We start from the raw sequence: 17,220 nt of genomic DNA on the forward strand, positions 1-17,220 counted from the left end.
GCCGACGATGCCTTTGAAAAAGGAATTTTCTGATCTGCGCCTGTCGTTCGAGCCGCTGACGCTCTACCAGAAATTCGAGCAAGTCTGCGTCCTGATGCTGACCACGCTGATCGCCATCATCATTGCCCTCGCGCTGTGGAATCTGACGCTGAAAATCCTGCTCAGCATCTGGGCAACCAATTTCGATCCGACCGATTATGGTGTATTCCAGACGGTGTTCGGCATGATCTTTACCGTCATTATTGCACTCGAGTTCAAGCGCTCCCTGCTGGTGGTGGCGGAGCGGCGCGACAGTGTAGTGCAAGTACGCTCTGTCATCCTGATTGCGTTGCTGGCGGTGGTACGCAAATTGATCATTCTCGATCTGTCGAGCACGGATGCCTTCCATCTGCTGGCGCTCGCCGCAGCCATCCTCGCGCTGGGGGCCGTCTATTGGCTGGTGCGCGACCAAGGGCAGCCGCGCGAAATCATCGCGGCGGGAGACGGATGAGGTTGCTTTGCAAGGCGGTCGCTACAAAAGCTGACAAAACGAGTTCAAATTCGAAGTTCCTAGCCTGACGCGAGGAAACAGGTTGCCAGCAAACCGACCTGTACTTCTGTTGTTGGCACGAAACGGACATGTCGACCAGTACGCGCGATGTCCGCTTCCGGGGGTAAAGCGGACCCCACAACGTCGTCCTTCGGATCATCGGGATTCTGTTTCTAGACAAGCCGCGCGGAATTAAGAAGCGCGACATACCGTAATTCTACGGCCATTTAGCGTTAAGCTGAGAACATCCACGCGTTCCACAGAATGCTGCTAGCCGCCTTGCCGTAGCTCGTTGGTCGAAAATCTTGCGCCCACCAAAGTGCTTTTGAGTCGCTTCACGGCGGTGGGCTTCAGCTTCAGGACGGCCTCGCGGGCGACATTGCCGCCTCCTAGCCGGCTATCCGGAATGGTTTAAGGCAGCAGCGCCGGCAATCCGTTTTGAGTTGCGCCGGCTGTTAGCCACCGGACTGAGGCACAAACGGATCCACGGACTGAGCCAATCGTGTCGCCAATTGGGTGACGGTCGGCGTCGACTGCTTTTCGGGGGGCAGCGAGCCGACAGAATAGACCGCCAGCCCAGCACCAGCGACAATGACAGCTATCGCAATCGTAGCCTGATATCTCATGGCAATCATCCTCCATCGGTCCCACAAACTAACCGCGCACTCTCGGAAACGGTTCCAGAGCGCTTCCCGAATATATTATTATGAGGACTTAACCGAGCCGTTTCTGAGCCTGGTCTCATCGTGTCCAAAGTGGACGGCCACAACCTTGAGCTATGGCAGCGCGACCGCAGTATCGCGGAGTTTAGGTGTCGGAGACGACACTAGAACGCTGCTACTGCGACTGAGCGATCAGCTTTTACGTCGCCACAACCGAATAAGCCGCAACCGATCTCCTCGGCCTGCGTCCTTGTGCGACGTGCCGCGTAACCGGCGATTCATAGTGGATGGCGATTGGCCATCCAACTCGCGTAGCCGGTCGATCTGCTTTTGGAGGCTTGCCGATGGCTCGGATTCGTCTCTCAGGTGCGCCCGTAGCCGTTCGCCGATCTCTTGCGCGATTGCCCGGCTGTGGGTGTGGTCAATGTCGATACGGTTTCGCATAACGGAACCTTCGTTCCGGTGAACCCCGCCCACCAACCATCGATTTCATGAATCGCCATACAACCGAGCACGCGCCGTGCAGTTTGCAGTAAATGGAGACCGCCGCCTTTGGCTATCTGCGCGCGCGCTCGTTTTGAACAGCGGGTCCAGAGGACCTTTGGCTATCCGCGACATGCGCCGTTGTCTCTTGACGGCGAGCAGCGGCCTCACCCTCTAAAGTCGCGACGGAGACTTTCGTTCCCCGATCCGCTAAAGTTCCACAGGCATGCACCGTGGTCGTCCTCAGCAACCGAGAAGCACGCAAGCAAAATCCAGTGGATTAGTTCCCGCTGCAAGCCTTCAAATGAGCAGGACCTTTGAAGCAGAGTTGGCGGTCTCTGTAGCATTAGGCCAACCTCAGATGTTGCCTGTTGGCACTTTTCGGACCTGATAGGCCCGGCAGACAATGTCCGTTCCTGAGTGCCAAGGGGACTTCCCAGTTGCGCGCAGGAACTTCCGAGTTTGACCCCAATGGACATTTGCCCGGATCAAAATCTGAGCCGACGGTGCGATTGCCTAGTTGCTTCGATCGAGGCGTGTGAAGCCGGTGTCAGTTCTGGATTGGTGCGACCGGTACGTACGGCGTGACCGGACCGGGGTCGAGAATCTGGGGCGGCGGCGCGATCCTTGTATCGACCGGCGCAACCTCGCCGTCGGTATTGACCAGGAATTTATCCAACATGCTCATGATCGAGATCTTGGCTTCGTCCGGGCCAGTATCGCGCATGTCATTGTGCTGGAAGGTGGTTTGCACAACCGTAATCCCGGCGTTCTCGCGCTGCTCTTCGTTCGGAATGACGTCTGGATCAGTTTTGAACTGCGGATCTTTGGAGCGGAACGAGAGAATCTTGAACTTGCCCTCGGTCAGAAACGGCACGCGCAGATTATCCAGCGTCACGACCTTCTTGATCTCGTCCGGATACTGTTTGGCGAAATACATCGAGATGTCGCCGCCCATCGAATGTCCGACCATAGTGAGCTTGTCGTAGTCGGCGCTGGGCTGGATCTTCTTCATCTCGCCGACGGCGAAATGGATGTTGGCAACGCCGCGCAGGATTTGCGGCAGGCGGCCGACATAGAGCTCGCCGACCTTGGTCACCATCGGCGGATCGGTGGGCAGGTCATGTTGAGGGCTGAGCACGAGATAGCCGCGCGCAGCGAAGGCGTTGGCGAGGAACGAATACTCGGTGTTCTTGACCGCGTTGCCGTGGTTGAGGACCGCGACCGGCAACTTGATCATGCCGGCATTGGCCTGCATCTCCTTGTCGCGGCGGATGGCGATATCGATCGCGACCGGACGGTTGTCGCGCGACGGATCGTAGAACGTAATCGTCTCGTGGCGAATCGCCCACTTGCTGATGGTGAAGTACGCGCCCGTGACAAGCACGGAGAGTGAAAGCAGAACGGTAATTCCACGTTTCATAGGGGGCTCGGCCATCGACTTCAGGATGATCGCAGAGTGCCGACAACAATTCTGTCGGTTTCCTAACCCATCAAACGCAAGTTAAAATTGCAGCGATCAGGTTACCCCAAGTCCAGCTCGTGAGCAACTTCCGGCTAAATATATGCAGAATGCACGTCAGAGAATGCTACTGCGTTGCAGCATTGAACGCTGCGGCGCTGATCCAGTGCCGGCAATCCCGTACGCTTTCGGGCACCAGCGAAAAAATGTGGGTCAGGATGTGATTTAGATCACAAGGACTGTGGAGCCTGCTCCTTATTGTTCCGGCCATCGAACAGGAGCCAAAGCCATGATTTCCCACCCAAGGACCCACAAGGGAGCGGTGCTGATCGCGGCGTACGTGATGTTTGCCTGCGTAGCGGCATTACTGTCGGTCAACCTGACACCACCCACTAGGGCCGCGCTCGGCGCTGACTGGCAGTGCAGCCGGTTTGCGCTCGTATTCACGAGTTGCACCCCGGTGCGTGCACACGAGACCGTTTCCACTGGCGTGCGCTGAGCTATCGCTGAAAGTTGGTGACGGCAGGAATCGAGAAGGCGGCATATCGTGGGGGTGCTTGACGCCTCCACTTCTCCACCGAAGGAGCGATATGCCGTGTCCAACGATAACGTCATCCATCTGATTCAGCCAGGAATCTTCGACGATCAACTCACCGAAATCTTGCGCAATGGGGCCCGTGCCCTGCTGGCCAAGGCGGTCAAGGCCGAAGTCGCGGACTTTCTCGGCAAGCATGCCGATTTGAAGACCGAGCCGCGAGCGCAGAGACTGAGTGCCGTCAGCGGCATGGCGATGGCAGGCGGCGATCTCGGCGATGACGGCATTCTTCGTCTTTCATAGACATTCTCGCTGATCGCAGTGCCAAGAAATATTATGATTGCTGCTTGGGTTTGGTGCCGATCAAGCCCAGCAGCGTTGCGGTCGCGATCATCGCCCCGATGCCACCGAGACTCAGCGCTATCTGCATCGCAAGCCCGTCCGAGATGTTGAGCAGCGCCATGTGGCTGGCGAACGCCAGCAGAACGCCGACGCAATAGATTGGCAGCGAGTTCTGGCCACAGCGGATCGCGCCGCGCATCACCGGCGTCTTTAGCCATCGCCAATCGCGAGGCACGAACCATGCCGCCAAAACCGCTATGGCCAAAAAATGCAGCAGTCGCAATGGATCGAGATTCGATTTGTCCAATGGATATAGCAGCTGCGATAGCGTCTGCGGGACCAGTGATTCCAGCGGCTTGATGCGCGAACTCAATACGATGACCAAGCTGAGGAGCAGATACAGGACGGCAAGTGCAAGCGCCGTACGTGACGTCACCCACGGTCGGACGCTCCCGTCCTCGATCATCCACCACGCGCCAAGCACAACGAGCAGCTGCCAGGCCAGCGGATTGAAGGCCCAGTGGCCGTTCGGCCACGCCGGGAGGGTCCAGCCGAAGACATGCACCAGCGCATAAAGCGCCAACGAGGCGCCAAGCGTCACGTTCGGCACGCGCAGCAGCAGCCACAGCAACGGCGCGAACGAGAGGTGAAGCAGCACGAAGATCGGCAACACGTCGGTATTGACCGGACGGTATTGCAAGATCGCCGCGTGCGCGAGCGTCGCGCCCGGATGGTCCAACAGAATGCGCGTATTGCTGTCGTCGGCAAGACGGCCGCCTCCTGCGAGGTGAACCAAGATGGCGCAGGCGAGCGTGAGCAGCAGAAATGCGACATAAATGTCCCAGCTTCGCCGCAGCGTCCGGCTGATCACTCCGGTCCATCCCTCGCAGCATCGTGCCTTGCCGTAGGCCAGCGCGCAGGTTACGCCCGAGACGAACAGGAATACTTCCGCGGCATCGCTGAAGCCGTAGTTCCGCAGCGTCAGCCAACTTCCGATGCTGTTGGGGACATGGTCAAGGAAGATGCACCACAGCGCGATGCCTCGGCAGGCATCTATTCGCAGGTCGCGGCCCTGGCCTTTCAGCTCCGGTAGCTCGCCGACGAATAGCTTTGGGGTGGCGATTCGATCGTGCATCTTGGTTACCCCATGCCAGCAAAATGGACCTGCCGTTTGAGCTCCTGGTGTGAACTGGTTCACCTTCAAAGACTTATTTTTGCGCTGTCATTTGAGACCAATCTGCGCGCCAGCGTTGAGCGTTGCCGGCTTCGCACGTGATCAGTTCAGCCACGCGATTACGGCCGCCCGTCTTCGGCGCTTGACGAGGTCTCTCCTAACACTACAGTTGCCTTTTATGCAGTTTTCTGAATCCATGGGCAACCATGATTCGAAGATCGTGGACGCGGCCAGCGTCGATTGAAGAGACGCTTGCGCTGTGGGCGGCGTCGCTTCGTGAGATCAAGCAACGGATACGTCCGTTGTTCAATCAAGATCGTGTTGCGAGGAATGCAGGCTTGTTTCTGGAAAGCCTGCTCGGAGATGAGCAACGCAAGACCGGTTGGATGCGCGCGGAGGCAGCTGGCGATCCCGGTCCTTGGCGGCAACAGGCGATCCTGGGTCGCAGGGATTGGGACGCTGATGCCCTGCGCGACATCGTCCGGGACTATGTCATTGAGCACCTGGCGGATGACGATGCGGTGCTCGTGATCGACGAGACCGGCTTTCTCAAGCAGGGCAAGGCATCGTGCGGAGTGGCGCGGCAATACACTGGTTCCGCCGGCAAGATCACGAACTGCCAGATCGGCGTCTTCGCCGCCTACGTGTCGCGCCACGGTCATGCGTTCATCGATCGCGCGCTGTATCTTCCGAAGGAATGGACCGACGATCCAGATCGTCTGGAAGCCGCATATGTGCCTCCCGGTGCCGGCTTTGCGACCAAGCCAAAGCTTGCAACGAGCATGATCGCACGCGCCATAGCCGCGTCTGTACCATTCAAGTGGGTTGCCGGTGATACTGTCTACGGTGTTGGCGATATCGAACAGCAATTACGCCGGGCAGGCAAAGGCTACGTGCTCGGGGTCAGCAGCGCTCATGTATTTCAATCCTGGGGCAAGCGGCGATCGGTCGCCGGCAAGGCCGCGGACATCGCTCGGACGCGGCGCGCGTCCGATTGGAAACGCCTGTCGGCAGGGGCCGGAACCAAAGGACCGCGGCTGCACGATTGGTGCTATCTCGAATTGGCCGATCTCGAGGTCGAAGAATTTTACAGCGCAAATCATGGTCTTTGGACACGAGGTCTGCTGATCCGTCGTCGCATCGCCGATGATGACCTCGCCTTCTTCACCACCTGGTGTCCAGCGGGAACATCCATCGAAACGCTGGTGGCGGTCGAAGGCCATCGATGGGCGATCGAGGACAGCTTTGAAACCGCGAAAAACGAGTTCGGGCTCGATCACAACGAGAGCAGATCCTGGCATGGCTGGCACCGTCACGTGTCCCTGGTGATGCTCGCCTTCGCCATGATGGCCGCGATCCGACATCGCGCTAACCCGCCACCGCCCAAAAAAACGAAACGGCGCCCCCCGGCAAAAGCCAAAACATATCCACGCCGCCACTGATCCGTTGGTCAATCCAGGAAATCCGCCGCATTGCCATCAGACTCGCTCGAAAACGGATTCAACCCGCACACATCATCGCATGGTCTTTCTGGCGCAGAGCTCACCAGGCCGCCGCTCAACGCGCCCACTTCAAATCAACAAAGCAACTGTAATGCTAAGTCGGCTGTTAAGCCGGGCACGAGGATACGCCGACCTTGACCGGCCTCGACGAGCGCGCTCATCTGATGAACCGCGCGATCGATTTCGACACCCACGTTCAGGACATCGTTGGTGTCCGCCGCGAGGAATTGTCAGACGTTGTGCTTGGTGGCCATCCGAATCGGGCGAGACCGGATTGCTTTTTCCACACACAATGCTCACGAGGGGCCCGAAGCTCCGTAACTAGGGGCTGGGGCTCTGGCCCGGCGCCATAACATCCGCGCATGAATGTCGCGACATCCAGCAAGGAGCCGACCCTGACCCAGCGCACCCCTGAGAACTTTTCCGCGGCCGAGTGGAGACTCGTCTCCATCAAGGGCAACACGATGCCGCCGCCGCGAGAACCCAACGATGACGAGGACGAAGACAACGACACCGACGACGAGCGCCAGCCGCCGATCGTCAGAGAACCCGACGAAGACGAATAGGCGAAGGCTCGTGCAACAGCTCGCCAGCCTTGATCTCGGTGCGGCTCGATGATTGGTTGCGTTGAGGGTCGGATGTTCGATCAACCACATCGACGCCAGTTCATCACCCTACTCGGCGGTGGGGCGGCAGCGTGGCTGCTCTCGGCGCGCGCGCGGCAGCTGGCAATGTCGGTGATCGGATTCATCAGGGCCCGGTCGCGGGAGGAAATGGGCGAGCCAATGTCGCCTATTGGCACAACTCGCACATGCCGCCGTGGTCGCTCTATGTCTGTTGTTGGGGGCAGAGCGGAAAACATATGCTCGCATTGAGCTTCTCAGCTTTTGACCCTGGCTGTGTGAAAACGTGAAATCTTGCGAACGCTGGAGAATCTACTTCTCAGATCACGCGGCACTGGAGCTCAGTATGCTCTTCGTAGTTTCAAAAGCGGCGTCAGAAGGAATGCTTTTCTCCGCAATTTGCGCTCCGTCGCGTTTTCACACAGCCAAGACCCTGAGCGGACCCTCCGTCTCTTCACTATTCGTGGATCATTTGTGTCCAAAAAGGGCCCCTCGGCCGAAGCCGAGCGGGGCCAACCTAGAAGTGACGCGATTTAGTTTGCGCGCACTGCTGGCGCTCGTTTCCACACCAGTATAGTGGGCGTTCCTGGACCAACCCGATGGCGACGGGTTTGTGTACGTGAGTTGATCGGCTGTGAGAGAGACATTCGTTCGCTTCTGGTCGGTTCCAGTCCAATTCGGGAACGAGGACGCCTCGACGTGGAGCACTAGCTCCGTCCCGTTCATTGTATATGTGCCATAGTAAGAGATACTTCCGTGCACGATTGCAGTGTTTTCCTCGGGGGTTCCCAGATCACGTTTGTTTGCCGCGATTTTTTTGAGGTCAGCGCGCAAGAGTTGGAGCGAGAAACGGCCATTCGCATCGAAGGTCAGGTTGCCCTTTGGATTGGGGTCAAATACCTCCGCCGAAACAGGTGTCCACGTTCCGACCAGGTCCTTCGCGGATTGTGCGACAGCGGTGCCGACGGAGAACGCGAGTCCCAGAATTAGCAGCGCCAAACTCGTGGTCATGACTGTGATGGATCGCTTCATGATATTCCTCCCTGGTTGCAAGACGTGACGGCTCGTCGTTTCAGTCACCTTGCTATCATTGCCAGTGTAATCACATTGCCAGTGATATTCCGTCATTCCCCATCCGGCTATTCCGGGGGGGCGCACTCGTCGGGGGTAATACTAGACGACCGATTTCATGAAACCGGCATTGAGAAGCCAACATCTATGGAACTGGAAGGTTGTTGGTAGATTCCTCGTTTGAGAAGAGCTGAACGAGGAGCGACATCATGGCAACATGGCGGCAAGCGCTTGAAGTGGTGATGACAGATGAGGACGTTGCGCGTCTGATAACCGTTTCACGGTCTCGCACCGAGCCAGCGAGCCGGGTGCAGCGTGCGCAGATGCTTCTGGCTTATCGCGAGAACCCGTCTTTTTTTGCCGTTGGACAGCGGGTGGGGGTGCATCATCAGACGGTCCAACGCTGCATCGAGCGGGCGCTGGCCTATGGGCCGTTAATGGCGCTTGATGACCGACCCAGACCGGGCAAGGAGCCAGTGATTACGCCGGAGGCCAAAGCCTGGCTGGTGGCGTTGGCGTGCGACAAGGCCAAGGATCACGGCTATCCGCACGAGTTGTGGACGACGCGTCTTTTGGCGCGCCATGCGCGTGAGCACGGGGCGGCGGCGGGACACGGATGTCTCGCCAATCTTGTCCAAGGCACGGTGTGCAAGATTCTCGGTCAAGAGGAAATCAAACCGCATAAGGTGCGTTACCATCTTGAACGCCGCGACGCCGAGTTCGAACAGAAGATGGCGGAAGTTCTGTGCGTCTATCGCGAGGTCCAGGTCCTGAAAAAGGCCGCGGCCAAGAAGAAAAAATCTAAAACATCGCGCAAGCCGGTAGCGATTGTCTCCTACGACGAGAAGCCGGGAATCCAGGCGATCGCGACCACATCGCCGGATTTGCCGCCGGTGCCTGGCACCTACGCGACATTCTCGCGCGATCATGAGTACAAGCGCCATGGCACGCTCAGCCTGTTGGCCGGGATCGATCTGCTCACCGGCAAGGTCCACGCCCTGGTCAAAGACCGCCATCGCAGCCGCGAGTTTGTCGAATTCCTCAAGCTTCTTAATGCCGCTTACCCGGCCGGTACGGCGATCAAGCTGATCCTGGACAACCACTCGGCGCATATCTCCAGAGAAACCCAAGCCTGGCTCGCCACTCAACCGGCGGGCCGCTTCGCGTTCACCTTCACGCCCAAGCACGGATCCTGGCTCAACCTCATCGAGGGCTTCTTCTCCAAGTTCGCCCGCTCGGTCCTGCGCCACATCCGGGTGGCGTCCAAGCAGGAGCTCAAGGAACGCATCATGCTCGGCATCAAGGACGTCAATCGCCACCCGGTCGTCCACACATGGTCTTACAAACTCGCCGAGGCTGCCTAATATGATTCGAACCAAGGAAACGCTGACCTAGGAATGTCGAATTGAGATATTGCGCGGTGGCACATAATTAGCGTCAGCGTTCCAACAGACGGAATGGCCAAGAGCTGCCCCAAAACGGCAAGGATGTTCCGATGTCCGTTATTGGCTGCCGGCTCAACCGGTCGACGCAACACAGGCGTTAAATCTCTCTGCTGGTGTTTCAAATTGCAAGGTGAACCTCCTCCGAATTGATGGACACCTGTAGTAGGCTCGATGAGCCAGGAGGTGTCGGATGGAAGCACGTCAACGTCGGTCGTTTACGAACGATTGCAAGCGGCAAGCAGTCGATCTGGTGGCTTCGAGCGGTCGCTCGATCGGATCGGTGGCCAAGGAACTTGGCCTGCGCGATTCCGTATTGCGGCGCTGGGTGGAGCAGCGTGGGGCTGGGCGGGAGCCGACGGCAACGGCGCGGCGCCCCACAACGCAGGCGACGGTGCCGTCGGCGGACCACGCGGCGGAGATCGCTCGTTTGCAGCGAGAGAACGAGCGGCTGCGCATGGAGCGCGACATTTTAAAAAAGTCGATCGCGATCTTTGCTGGGACGCGGACATGAGATTCCGTTTCATTGAAGATCGCCGCGCTGACTATCCGGTGTCACTGATGTGCGACATGCTCGGTGTCTCGCCGGCCGGCTACTATGCCTGGCGCGCGCGCCCGGAGAGCCGGCGATCCGCCGCCAATCGTGCGCTCGTCGACGACATCGAACGGGTCCACCGCGAGGCCTGCGGACGCTATGGCAGCCCGCGCATCCATGCCGAGCTGAAGGCCCAGGGCCGCGGGGCGAGCCGCGGTCGCATCGAGCGACTGATGCGCCGTCACGGGATCAGGGCCATCATGGCGCGGCCACGGCGGGTGCGCACCACCGACAGCCGTCACGACTTCCCGATTGCCCCGAATCTGCTCGAGCAGAACTTCACCGCCGCCGCGCCGAACCGGATCTGGCTCGCCGACATCACCTACGTCGAGACTGATCAGGGCTGGCTCTATCTGGCCACCGTCATGGACCTGTACAGCCGCAAGATCGTCGGCTGGGCGATGGCGGATCACTTGCGCGCCGACCTGCCATTGGCGGCTTTGCGGATGGCCATTGCAGCACAGCGGCCTGGTGCCGGCCTGATCCACCATTCCGATCGGGGCGTTCAATATGCTTCGGCGGAGTATCGCAAAATGATGCAGTCTGCCGGCTTGCGGGCCTCAATGAGCCGCAAGGCCAACTGCTACGACAATGCCCCGATGGAAAGCTTCTTCCACACTCTCAAGACCGAGCTCGTCCATCACCGGCATTATGCAACACGGCAAGAAGCCACACGTGATATCTTTGCCTATGTCGAGGGCTTCTACAATCGAACGCGTCGTCACTCCGCCATCGGCTATCTCAGCCCGATCGAGATGGAGCTAAAAGCAGCTTAACCCTGTCCATTTTTTCGGGGGAAGATCACACGATCGGCTGGAAACGATGATCACGATGCTCTGGAATGGGTGATCACGATGGCCTGGAATCGGTGATCACGATCGGCTGGAACACGCAAACCGTGACAGTTCCGGATGGCGAGAGCCATGTCTGCAAGTCGAACCCTAGCGGCTTTCCGTCGGCATTGTAGAGGGGGGACGATTTGGCATCTTGCTCGATAAGAGGGGGCCGAACACCGGCGGCGTGCTTGATACCTTGTGGACCGGTTGCGGCTTCCGCTGCCGGGTCTTGGACAAAGACCTGAGGATCGAGCGTTTTGGGCTGCTTCGATTCCGCGGAAAAGAACGAGGCGTGCGTGACGAAGTTCATCGTCAGCGGCGACGCAGCAAAGCTGCCGTCTGCGAATGCGAACTGCAGGCCAGCAGCCGCGAGGATTAACAGGAATAGTCTCTTGGGAGGGGTCATCTGGTATACCATTTGCTCGAAGGAGGTTGGCGTCCTTTCCGATGGACGAGAGTTAAGGTTCGCTGACCCGAACGCAAATGTTACACCTATGGCGTAATCTCCAGCCGTTCGCGACAAGCAGGAACGGCGATGCGACGATCGGCTCCGATAATTTTCTCTTATCGAGATGACCGGAGGCTATACGGCACTGTCAGAACGCAGGCCTTGGCTGTCAGCGGGCTTCGTCCGCGTGCGGAGCATTGCGCCTTTCTGCGATGGTTTCGACCAGTCCCATTAGCCAGCACATCGGGCAGCCTCGCATCAGCACGATGGCGCCGATCAATAGAGGCGGCAACAGCCAGGGACGCATCTCGCCGTAGATCACGGCCATCGCCACCAGGACAACGGCACCGAGGCCCCGCAGCAGGTGTCCGAATATCGAGCGGCTGCAATACATTGGTCGACCTTCCGATTGCTGCGCCGAGGCTGGCTGGAAAAACTTATCGTCGACCTGAAAGTTGCGGCGGGAGCGACGGCATGACGCGCGCGGCAACCCATTTCAGGCTGGTTCGTCCGAACGCGCTGGCGAGAGCCGCGATCAAGGCCGCCATGCCGAGATTCCAGATCAGGATCATGATTGTCGCGTCGAGGTCATGGATGAGCGCCAGCGCGAACGACGTCATGGCGGCGACGGCCAGCCCGCCGGCCGCGCTCACGGCCGTCGGCCGCAGTGGCGCGGCGTGGCGGAGCATGATCAGCATCGCGATCGAAAGCGGCACACTGGTCAGCAGCAGGGTGGCGAAGCATCGCGCGGCCTCGCCCATCCGCATGCCATCGGGGCTCATGCTGACCCAATCAGTCAGACATCCGTAGCCGATCGTCGACACCCATACCGCGAGCGCCGGGAGCGGCAACAACAGCCACCAACGCGGAGCGTCCGGCAGGCTTAACTTGAACGATGCCAGTGCCGCCAGGACTGCGGTCGCGAGTGCGCCGAGCATGCTGACGACGAACACTGGCTGCCGCAGTCGCGCGGCAATGTCCGGCCGCAGGCCGTGAGCGACACAGAGCACCCCCAGTACGGTGGCGGCCAGCGCAAGCCAGATGCCCGCGCGCACCAGCGGAGGGTGCAGGCGTCGGACGGGGACCGCGGCGTCGACGAGCGCATCGATGACGTCGGACGTCTTCACGAGGGTTCGCCTTTCAGCAGTTTGCGCAGGTTCTTGACGGCGCGGTGGGTTGCGACCTTCAGCGCCGTGATCGATCGGCCGCTGGCCCGGGAGGCCTCCTGTAGCGACATTTCCTTGAGCTTCAGCATTCTGATCGCGTCGCGTTGATCCGGCGGCAGCTTGTCGATCGCGCCCACCAAGGCATGCTCAGCCGACTTCTCAGTGAAGAGGTTCGCCGGAGCCTCGGCAAAGGTTTCATGCTCGTTCGACAATTCAACCTCCCGGGTCTTGTGCCGGGTATGACGGCGCAGCTGGTCGATGATGCGGCGATGGGCGATGGCGACCAGCCAGGGGCCGAACGGCCGCGTCGGATCATAGGTTTGCCGGATCGAATGAACGGTCATCAGGACATCCTGGACCGCGTCGTCCACCTCCGCGGATCGACCGAGATATTTGATAGCGATCGATCGGATGTAGGGTTCGGCTTCGGTGAGCAAGGCTCGATAGGCCTCGCGGTCGCCATCTTGGGCGCGCGCCATCAGCGCCGACCAGTCCGACTGGCCGCGGGAGGCCCGCTGGACGCTGGGCGTGGAACTGACCAGCGTCAGTTTCGGCGCTTCCGGGTAGGGAGGATTTTCCTTGCTGCAACTCGGCATTCGCGCTGCCTGTGTCCCGGCCCGGTTTCATGGGCTGCATACACCGGCTGCGGAAGCCGCGATAGGAAGGAATTTTTCGCAAGGCCGCTAACCTTTTCCGAAGCTCGAACGAAGCTGACCGGACGAACCGGAGAACAGGGCCGGCTGCGATTGCCCGCGCGCGGCCCGTAACATTTGCAGTCCTTGCAACGAAACTCTCAGACACTGGAAAAGGAGAATACCGTGGTGAATCGCCGTTCCATCCTGATTGCCTCGCTCGCCGCCGCCTCTCTGGCCGTCTCGCCGGCATTGGCCGCGACCGGTCCGGCCTTCGACGCCAACGCATTTGCCGACGCACAGAAAGCCGGCAGGCCGATCCTGATCGCGATTCACGCCTCCTGTTGTCCGACCTGCAAGGCGCAGGCGCCCATCGTGAGCGAACTGAGGGCCGATCCGAGATTCAAGAATCTCGCTTATTTCGAGATCGATTTCGACAGCCAGAAGGACCTGGTCAACCACTTCGGCGCTCGCATGCAGTCGACCCTGATCGTATTCAAGGGCGACAAGGAGGAGGGGCGCTCGGTCGGCGATACCAATCGGGATTCCATCTATGCCCTGGTCTCGAAGACCATCTAGAGCACCGCTTCTCGAGACCGGAAACCCACCACCGTGAATGGAGACAGCACAGGGGCGGGGAGGATGAGACCTGGATTGCCGTCACGGCGGGGCGCCCTCATCGGAGGGCTCGCCGCTGCTGCGGTTTGGTTCGATCCGGCCGCCGCGGCGACATCGCCTCCGGCTTTCAGTTCTGGACGATACCAATTCACGTTGCTTGCTCCGCAACGCATGTTGCCGTCAATCCGTCTCTTCAGGCTGGCCGGAGGCTCGTTCGACCTGGCCGCGCTTCGCGGCCGGCCGATCCTTTTGAATTTCTGGGCGTCGTGGTGTGCCGCCTGTCGGGTCGAATTGCCTGTCCTCGACAGGCTGAGCCAGAAAACGACCAACCGGGATCTGCGCGTGATCGCCGTATGGGAGGATCGCGGCAGCCGCGATCAGGTCAGCCGTTTCATCCAATCGCTGGCGATCCCAAACCTTGCCGTCTGCCTGGATCCGAATGGCTATGTCGCGCACACGGATCCGGACAGGACAGGCGCGCCATTCGCCCTTTACGGAATGCCGATCACCTACCTGATCGCGCGTTCGGGAGGGATCGTCGGTTACATGCCTGGCGCAGCGGATTGGACTGAGCCTGCCGCAGAGGCGCTCATTGCATATCTGCAAACCGCGTAGCGTCCGACCATGGGCTTTCTTTCAAAGGGATATCAGCAATGACGATCGGCAACCCTCTTCTGGCGTTCCTCGCCGGGATTCTCTCGATCCTCTCGCCGTGCGTGCTGCCGATCCTGCCGATCGTGCTCGGTACGGCGGCATCAAGTCACCGCCACGGGCCGCTGGCGCTCGCCGCCGGGCTGTCCGTTTCGTTCGCGGCGATCGGACTGTTCCTCGCAACGGCGGGCCATTCGATCGGACTGGATGCGGACAGGCTTCGCTATGTGGCGGCGGCGCTGATCGTGGTCGTCGGCACCGTGCTGCTCTTGCCACCGCTCCAGGTCCGCCTCGCGGTCGCAGCCGGCCCGCTCGGAAACTGGGCCGACAGCAGGCTCGCGGCGGGGCGCGCCAGCGGCGTTACCGGACAGTTCTGGATCGGCGTGCTCCTGGGCTCGGTGTGGAGTCCGTGCGTCGGGCCCACGCTCGGAGCGGCGTCCCTCGTTGCGGCTCAGGGCAAGGACCTTGGCCAGGTTGCGCTCACAATGCTTGCTTTCGGCATCGGCGCAGCACTTCCGCTGCTGGGATTGGGGTGGCTCTCGAGGCAAACCATGGCGCGCTGGCGAAGCGGGCTGCTATCGGCAGGCAGCGCCATGAAGGCTGCGCTCGGGCTTCTGTTCGTGACGATCGGCGTACTCGTCATATCGGGCGCGGACAAGTCGCTCGAAGCGTTCCTGGTCGATGTCTCGCCGTCATGGCTGATCGACCTGACTAAAGGCATTGGTGAGGTTACTTCCATACGCCTTTGGTTACGCGACTTCCGTTACTGGCGTGCGCCGTGCAAAGGCGGCGCTTTCCAGTGGGTGCAAGCCCCACCCGGCAACCGCTCCAGCCGGAAGCAATCGGAGCAGTCATGGAGGTAACGAAGTGGCTGAAGCCTTTGATTAGCGTGTCACGAATTGGTGACAGCGCGAGTGTGCAGGCCGCAACGCGAGTGAACGTCGAGTAAGCCTCGAAAAGGAAGATGTGTAGGCCGATCCGACTGCCATATCGGGGAAGGCTGAAACAGCAGTTGCTACACCGGGGTATTGGCGGCGGCATGTACACAAGGAAAAGCTCCGCGTATCTTGCTCTAGTACCCACTTTTCTTGGATCGTGAGTCGTGATTCAAGATATGGATGATACCCGAAGCAAGAGAAGTCCACCTTTCGAGGAAAGATCGCAAGGTGCTTGAGGCGTGTTGTCGCTCACCGGTGACGTTGCAGCGCGATTTGAAGCGGGCGCGGATAGTTCTGTTGGCGGCGGACGGGCGCAGCACCCGGTCGATCGCCAAGGAAGTTGGGGTCCAGCCGCGGATTGTCAGCCTTTGGCGGCATCGCTATGCCGACCATGGCCTTGAAGGGCTGCGAGACAAGCCGCGGCCTGGTAAGCAGCCGATTTATACGAAGACGACCGACAAGCGGATTCTGAAGCTGCTGGATAAGCCGCCCCCGGATGGGTTTGCGCGCTGGACCGGCCCTCTGCTGGCCGAGGCGCTGGGCGATGTTGACGTCCAATATGTCTGGCGGTTCCTGCGCAGCCACAAGATTGACCTCGCGGCTCGCAAGTCCTGGTGCGAGAGCACCGACCCGAACTTTACGGCCAAAGCCGCCGATGTTGTTGGCCTCTACGTCGCCCCGCCCGCGAAGGCCATTGTGCTATGCGTGGACGAGAAGCCCTCGATCCAGGCTTTGGAGCGAGCGCAGGGTTATCTGAAGTTGCCCAATGGCCGCGCCTTGACCGGCCAGAGCCACGATTACAAGCGGCATGGCACCACAACATTGTTTGCGGCGCTCGAAGTCGCCACCGGAAAGATCATCGCGGCTCATTCAAAACGACGTCGCCGCGTCGAGTTTCTCGACTTCATGAACAGCGTCACCGCGGCCTTTCCGGACCGAAAGCTTCACGTCATTCTCGACAACCTCAACACCCACAAGAAAAACGAACATTGGCTCAAGGCCCACCCCAACGTGCAATTTCATTTCACGCCGACAAGTGCGTCCTGGCTCAATCAGGTCGAGGTATGGTTTTCGATCCTGCAGGGGCAGTCGCTTAGCGGCACCTCCTTCACAAGCCTCAAGCAGCTTCAGGAACACATCGATGCCTATGTCAACGCGTACAACGACAAAGCCGAGCCCTTCGTCTGGACCAAGAAAAAGGTCCGTCAACGCCGTTTCAAAGGCCGCCGTATCACGAAGCTCTGATTCCGGGTACTAGATCAAGATGGGTGCGCAAAGTTTCGCCTTAGCCTTCGTTCTAGCGATAGCCGAGCGGTCCGAGGTCTCAGTTCCGGCTTTTGTCAGAGGCCCGGATACCCTCATCCGGGCCTCGCCCGTCGCCCTTCCGCCCATACTGGGCCAGCGCCTCCGCGCTGCGCTTGGCGTAGCCCCGCGTGGTCGCAATGTCGGCCTCGGTGATTCCGGCGCTTACTTCGTCCCAGCGGGTGCCCAACTCTTGAGCTAACTCAAAA

The 17,220-nt window shown here is 59.8% G+C and carries 16 protein-coding genes and 2 pseudogenes; 10 read left to right on the top strand and 8 right to left on the bottom strand.

Annotated elements, in window-relative coordinates:
- Window positions 1-7 precede the first annotated feature (7 nt).
- Window positions 8-490 carry a phosphate-starvation-inducible PsiE family protein gene (locus V1289_RS45320; RefSeq protein WP_074280223.1) on the top strand — a complete coding sequence of 161 codons (483 nt, stop codon included), beginning with the start codon at window positions 8-10 and terminating at the stop codon, window positions 488-490.
- Window positions 491-984: 494 nt separating this feature from the next.
- Here V1289_RS45320 and V1289_RS45325 read toward each other — a convergent pair whose 3' ends face one another.
- Together V1289_RS45325 and V1289_RS45330 are read right to left on the bottom strand one after the other, a co-directional pair.
- Window positions 985-1,155, bottom strand: coding sequence for a hypothetical protein (locus V1289_RS45325; protein ID WP_334395306.1), 171 nt, complete (start codon window positions 1,153-1,155; stop codon window positions 985-987).
- A 1,069-nt stretch (window positions 1,156-2,224) separates the two neighbouring features.
- Window positions 2,225-3,097, bottom strand: coding sequence for an alpha/beta fold hydrolase (locus V1289_RS45330; RefSeq protein WP_334406020.1), 873 nt, complete (start codon window positions 3,095-3,097; stop codon window positions 2,225-2,227).
- Between the two features lie 634 nt (window positions 3,098-3,731).
- Between V1289_RS45330 and V1289_RS45335 the strand changes: the two are divergent.
- Window positions 3,732-3,905: pseudogene (locus V1289_RS45335) on the top strand (IS256 family transposase); the annotation flags it as partial.
- A 100-nt stretch (window positions 3,906-4,005) separates the two neighbouring features.
- Here the strand turns inward: V1289_RS45335 and V1289_RS45340 are convergent.
- Entirely contained in the window at window positions 4,006-5,148 is a 1,143-nt protein-coding gene (locus V1289_RS45340; RefSeq protein ID WP_334406021.1) for an OpgC domain-containing protein, read from the bottom strand.
- Between the two features lie 245 nt (window positions 5,149-5,393).
- Between V1289_RS45340 and V1289_RS45345 the strand changes: the two genes are divergently transcribed.
- Together V1289_RS45345 and V1289_RS45350 are read left to right on the top strand one after the other, a co-directional pair.
- Window positions 5,394-6,629: an IS701 family transposase gene (locus V1289_RS45345; protein ID WP_334397144.1), complete on the top strand. Its 1,236-nt coding sequence runs from the start codon at window positions 5,394-5,396 to the stop codon at window positions 6,627-6,629.
- Window positions 6,630-7,051: 422 nt separating this feature from the next.
- Window positions 7,052-7,255, top strand: coding sequence for a hypothetical protein (locus V1289_RS45350; RefSeq protein ID WP_334406022.1), 204 nt, complete (start codon window positions 7,052-7,054; stop codon window positions 7,253-7,255).
- Window positions 7,256-7,780: 525 nt separating this feature from the next.
- Here V1289_RS45350 and V1289_RS45355 read toward each other — a convergent pair.
- Window positions 7,781-8,344 (bottom strand): lipocalin-like domain-containing protein, encoded by a 564-nt coding sequence (locus V1289_RS45355; protein WP_334406023.1) that lies wholly within the window; start codon window positions 8,342-8,344, stop codon window positions 7,781-7,783.
- Window positions 8,345-8,592: 248 nt separating this feature from the next.
- Between V1289_RS45355 and V1289_RS45360 the strand changes: the two genes are divergently transcribed.
- Together V1289_RS45360 and V1289_RS45365 are read left to right on the top strand one after the other, a co-directional pair.
- Window positions 8,593-9,747: an IS630 family transposase gene (locus tag V1289_RS45360; RefSeq protein WP_334402008.1), complete on the top strand. Its 1,155-nt coding sequence runs from the start codon at window positions 8,593-8,595 to the stop codon at window positions 9,745-9,747.
- Between the two features lie 271 nt (window positions 9,748-10,018).
- Window positions 10,019-11,196, top strand: a protein-coding gene (locus tag V1289_RS45365) for an IS3 family transposase (RefSeq protein WP_334406024.1) whose coding sequence is annotated in 2 segments (ribosomal slippage) — window positions 10,019-10,310 and window positions 10,310-11,196 — 1,179 coding nt in all. Because the reading frame shifts where the segments join, the coding sequence is not laid out codon by codon here.
- 73 nt (window positions 11,197-11,269) lie between these two features.
- On the opposite strand, the gene V1289_RS45370 is transcribed toward V1289_RS45365, so the two are convergent.
- The 4 genes from V1289_RS45370 to V1289_RS45385 all read right to left on the bottom strand — a co-directional run bounded on the left by V1289_RS45370 (window position 11,270) and on the right by V1289_RS45385 (window position 13,466).
- The gene (locus V1289_RS45370; protein ID WP_334406025.1) at window positions 11,270-11,674 is read right to left on the bottom strand and encodes a hypothetical protein; all 405 of its coding nucleotides are present in this window, start codon (window positions 11,672-11,674) and stop codon (window positions 11,270-11,272) included.
- Between the two features lie 199 nt (window positions 11,675-11,873).
- Window positions 11,874-12,098, bottom strand: a complete 225-nt coding sequence (locus V1289_RS45375; RefSeq protein WP_334406026.1) for a hypothetical protein — start codon at window positions 12,096-12,098, stop codon at window positions 11,874-11,876.
- Between the two features lie 43 nt (window positions 12,099-12,141).
- Complete coding sequence (locus V1289_RS45380; protein ID WP_334406027.1) at window positions 12,142-12,831, bottom strand: NrsF family protein; 690 nt, start codon at window positions 12,829-12,831, stop codon at window positions 12,142-12,144.
- Window positions 12,828-13,466 carry an RNA polymerase sigma factor gene (locus V1289_RS45385; RefSeq protein ID WP_334406028.1) on the bottom strand — a complete coding sequence of 213 codons (639 nt, stop codon included), beginning with the start codon at window positions 13,464-13,466 and terminating at the stop codon, window positions 12,828-12,830. Before V1289_RS45385 ends, V1289_RS45380 begins: the two co-directional genes overlap by 4 nt.
- A gap of 222 nt (window positions 13,467-13,688) precedes the next feature.
- On the opposite strand from V1289_RS45385, the gene V1289_RS45390 reads away from it, so the two are divergent.
- The 4 genes and pseudogenes from V1289_RS45390 to V1289_RS45405 all read left to right on the top strand — a co-directional run bounded on the left by V1289_RS45390 (window position 13,689) and on the right by V1289_RS45405 (window position 16,954).
- Window positions 13,689-14,081: a thioredoxin family protein gene (locus V1289_RS45390; protein WP_334406029.1), complete on the top strand. Its 393-nt coding sequence runs from the start codon at window positions 13,689-13,691 to the stop codon at window positions 14,079-14,081.
- Window positions 14,082-14,291: 210 nt separating this feature from the next.
- Window positions 14,292-14,735: a TlpA disulfide reductase family protein gene (locus V1289_RS45395; protein ID WP_334406030.1), complete on the top strand. Its 444-nt coding sequence runs from the start codon at window positions 14,292-14,294 to the stop codon at window positions 14,733-14,735.
- 38 nt (window positions 14,736-14,773) lie between these two features.
- A pseudogene (locus tag V1289_RS45400) lies at window positions 14,774-15,484 on the top strand (cytochrome c biogenesis CcdA family protein); the annotation flags it as partial.
- Window positions 15,485-15,889: 405 nt separating this feature from the next.
- Window positions 15,890-16,954: an IS630 family transposase gene (locus V1289_RS45405; protein WP_334406031.1), complete on the top strand. Its 1,065-nt coding sequence runs from the start codon at window positions 15,890-15,892 to the stop codon at window positions 16,952-16,954.
- The last annotated feature ends 266 nt before the right edge of the window (window positions 16,955-17,220 follow it).

Origin of the sequence: Bradyrhizobium sp. AZCC 2289 (assembly GCF_036924615.1) — a bacterium.
Lineage (GTDB): Bacteria > Pseudomonadota > Alphaproteobacteria > Rhizobiales > Xanthobacteraceae > Bradyrhizobium.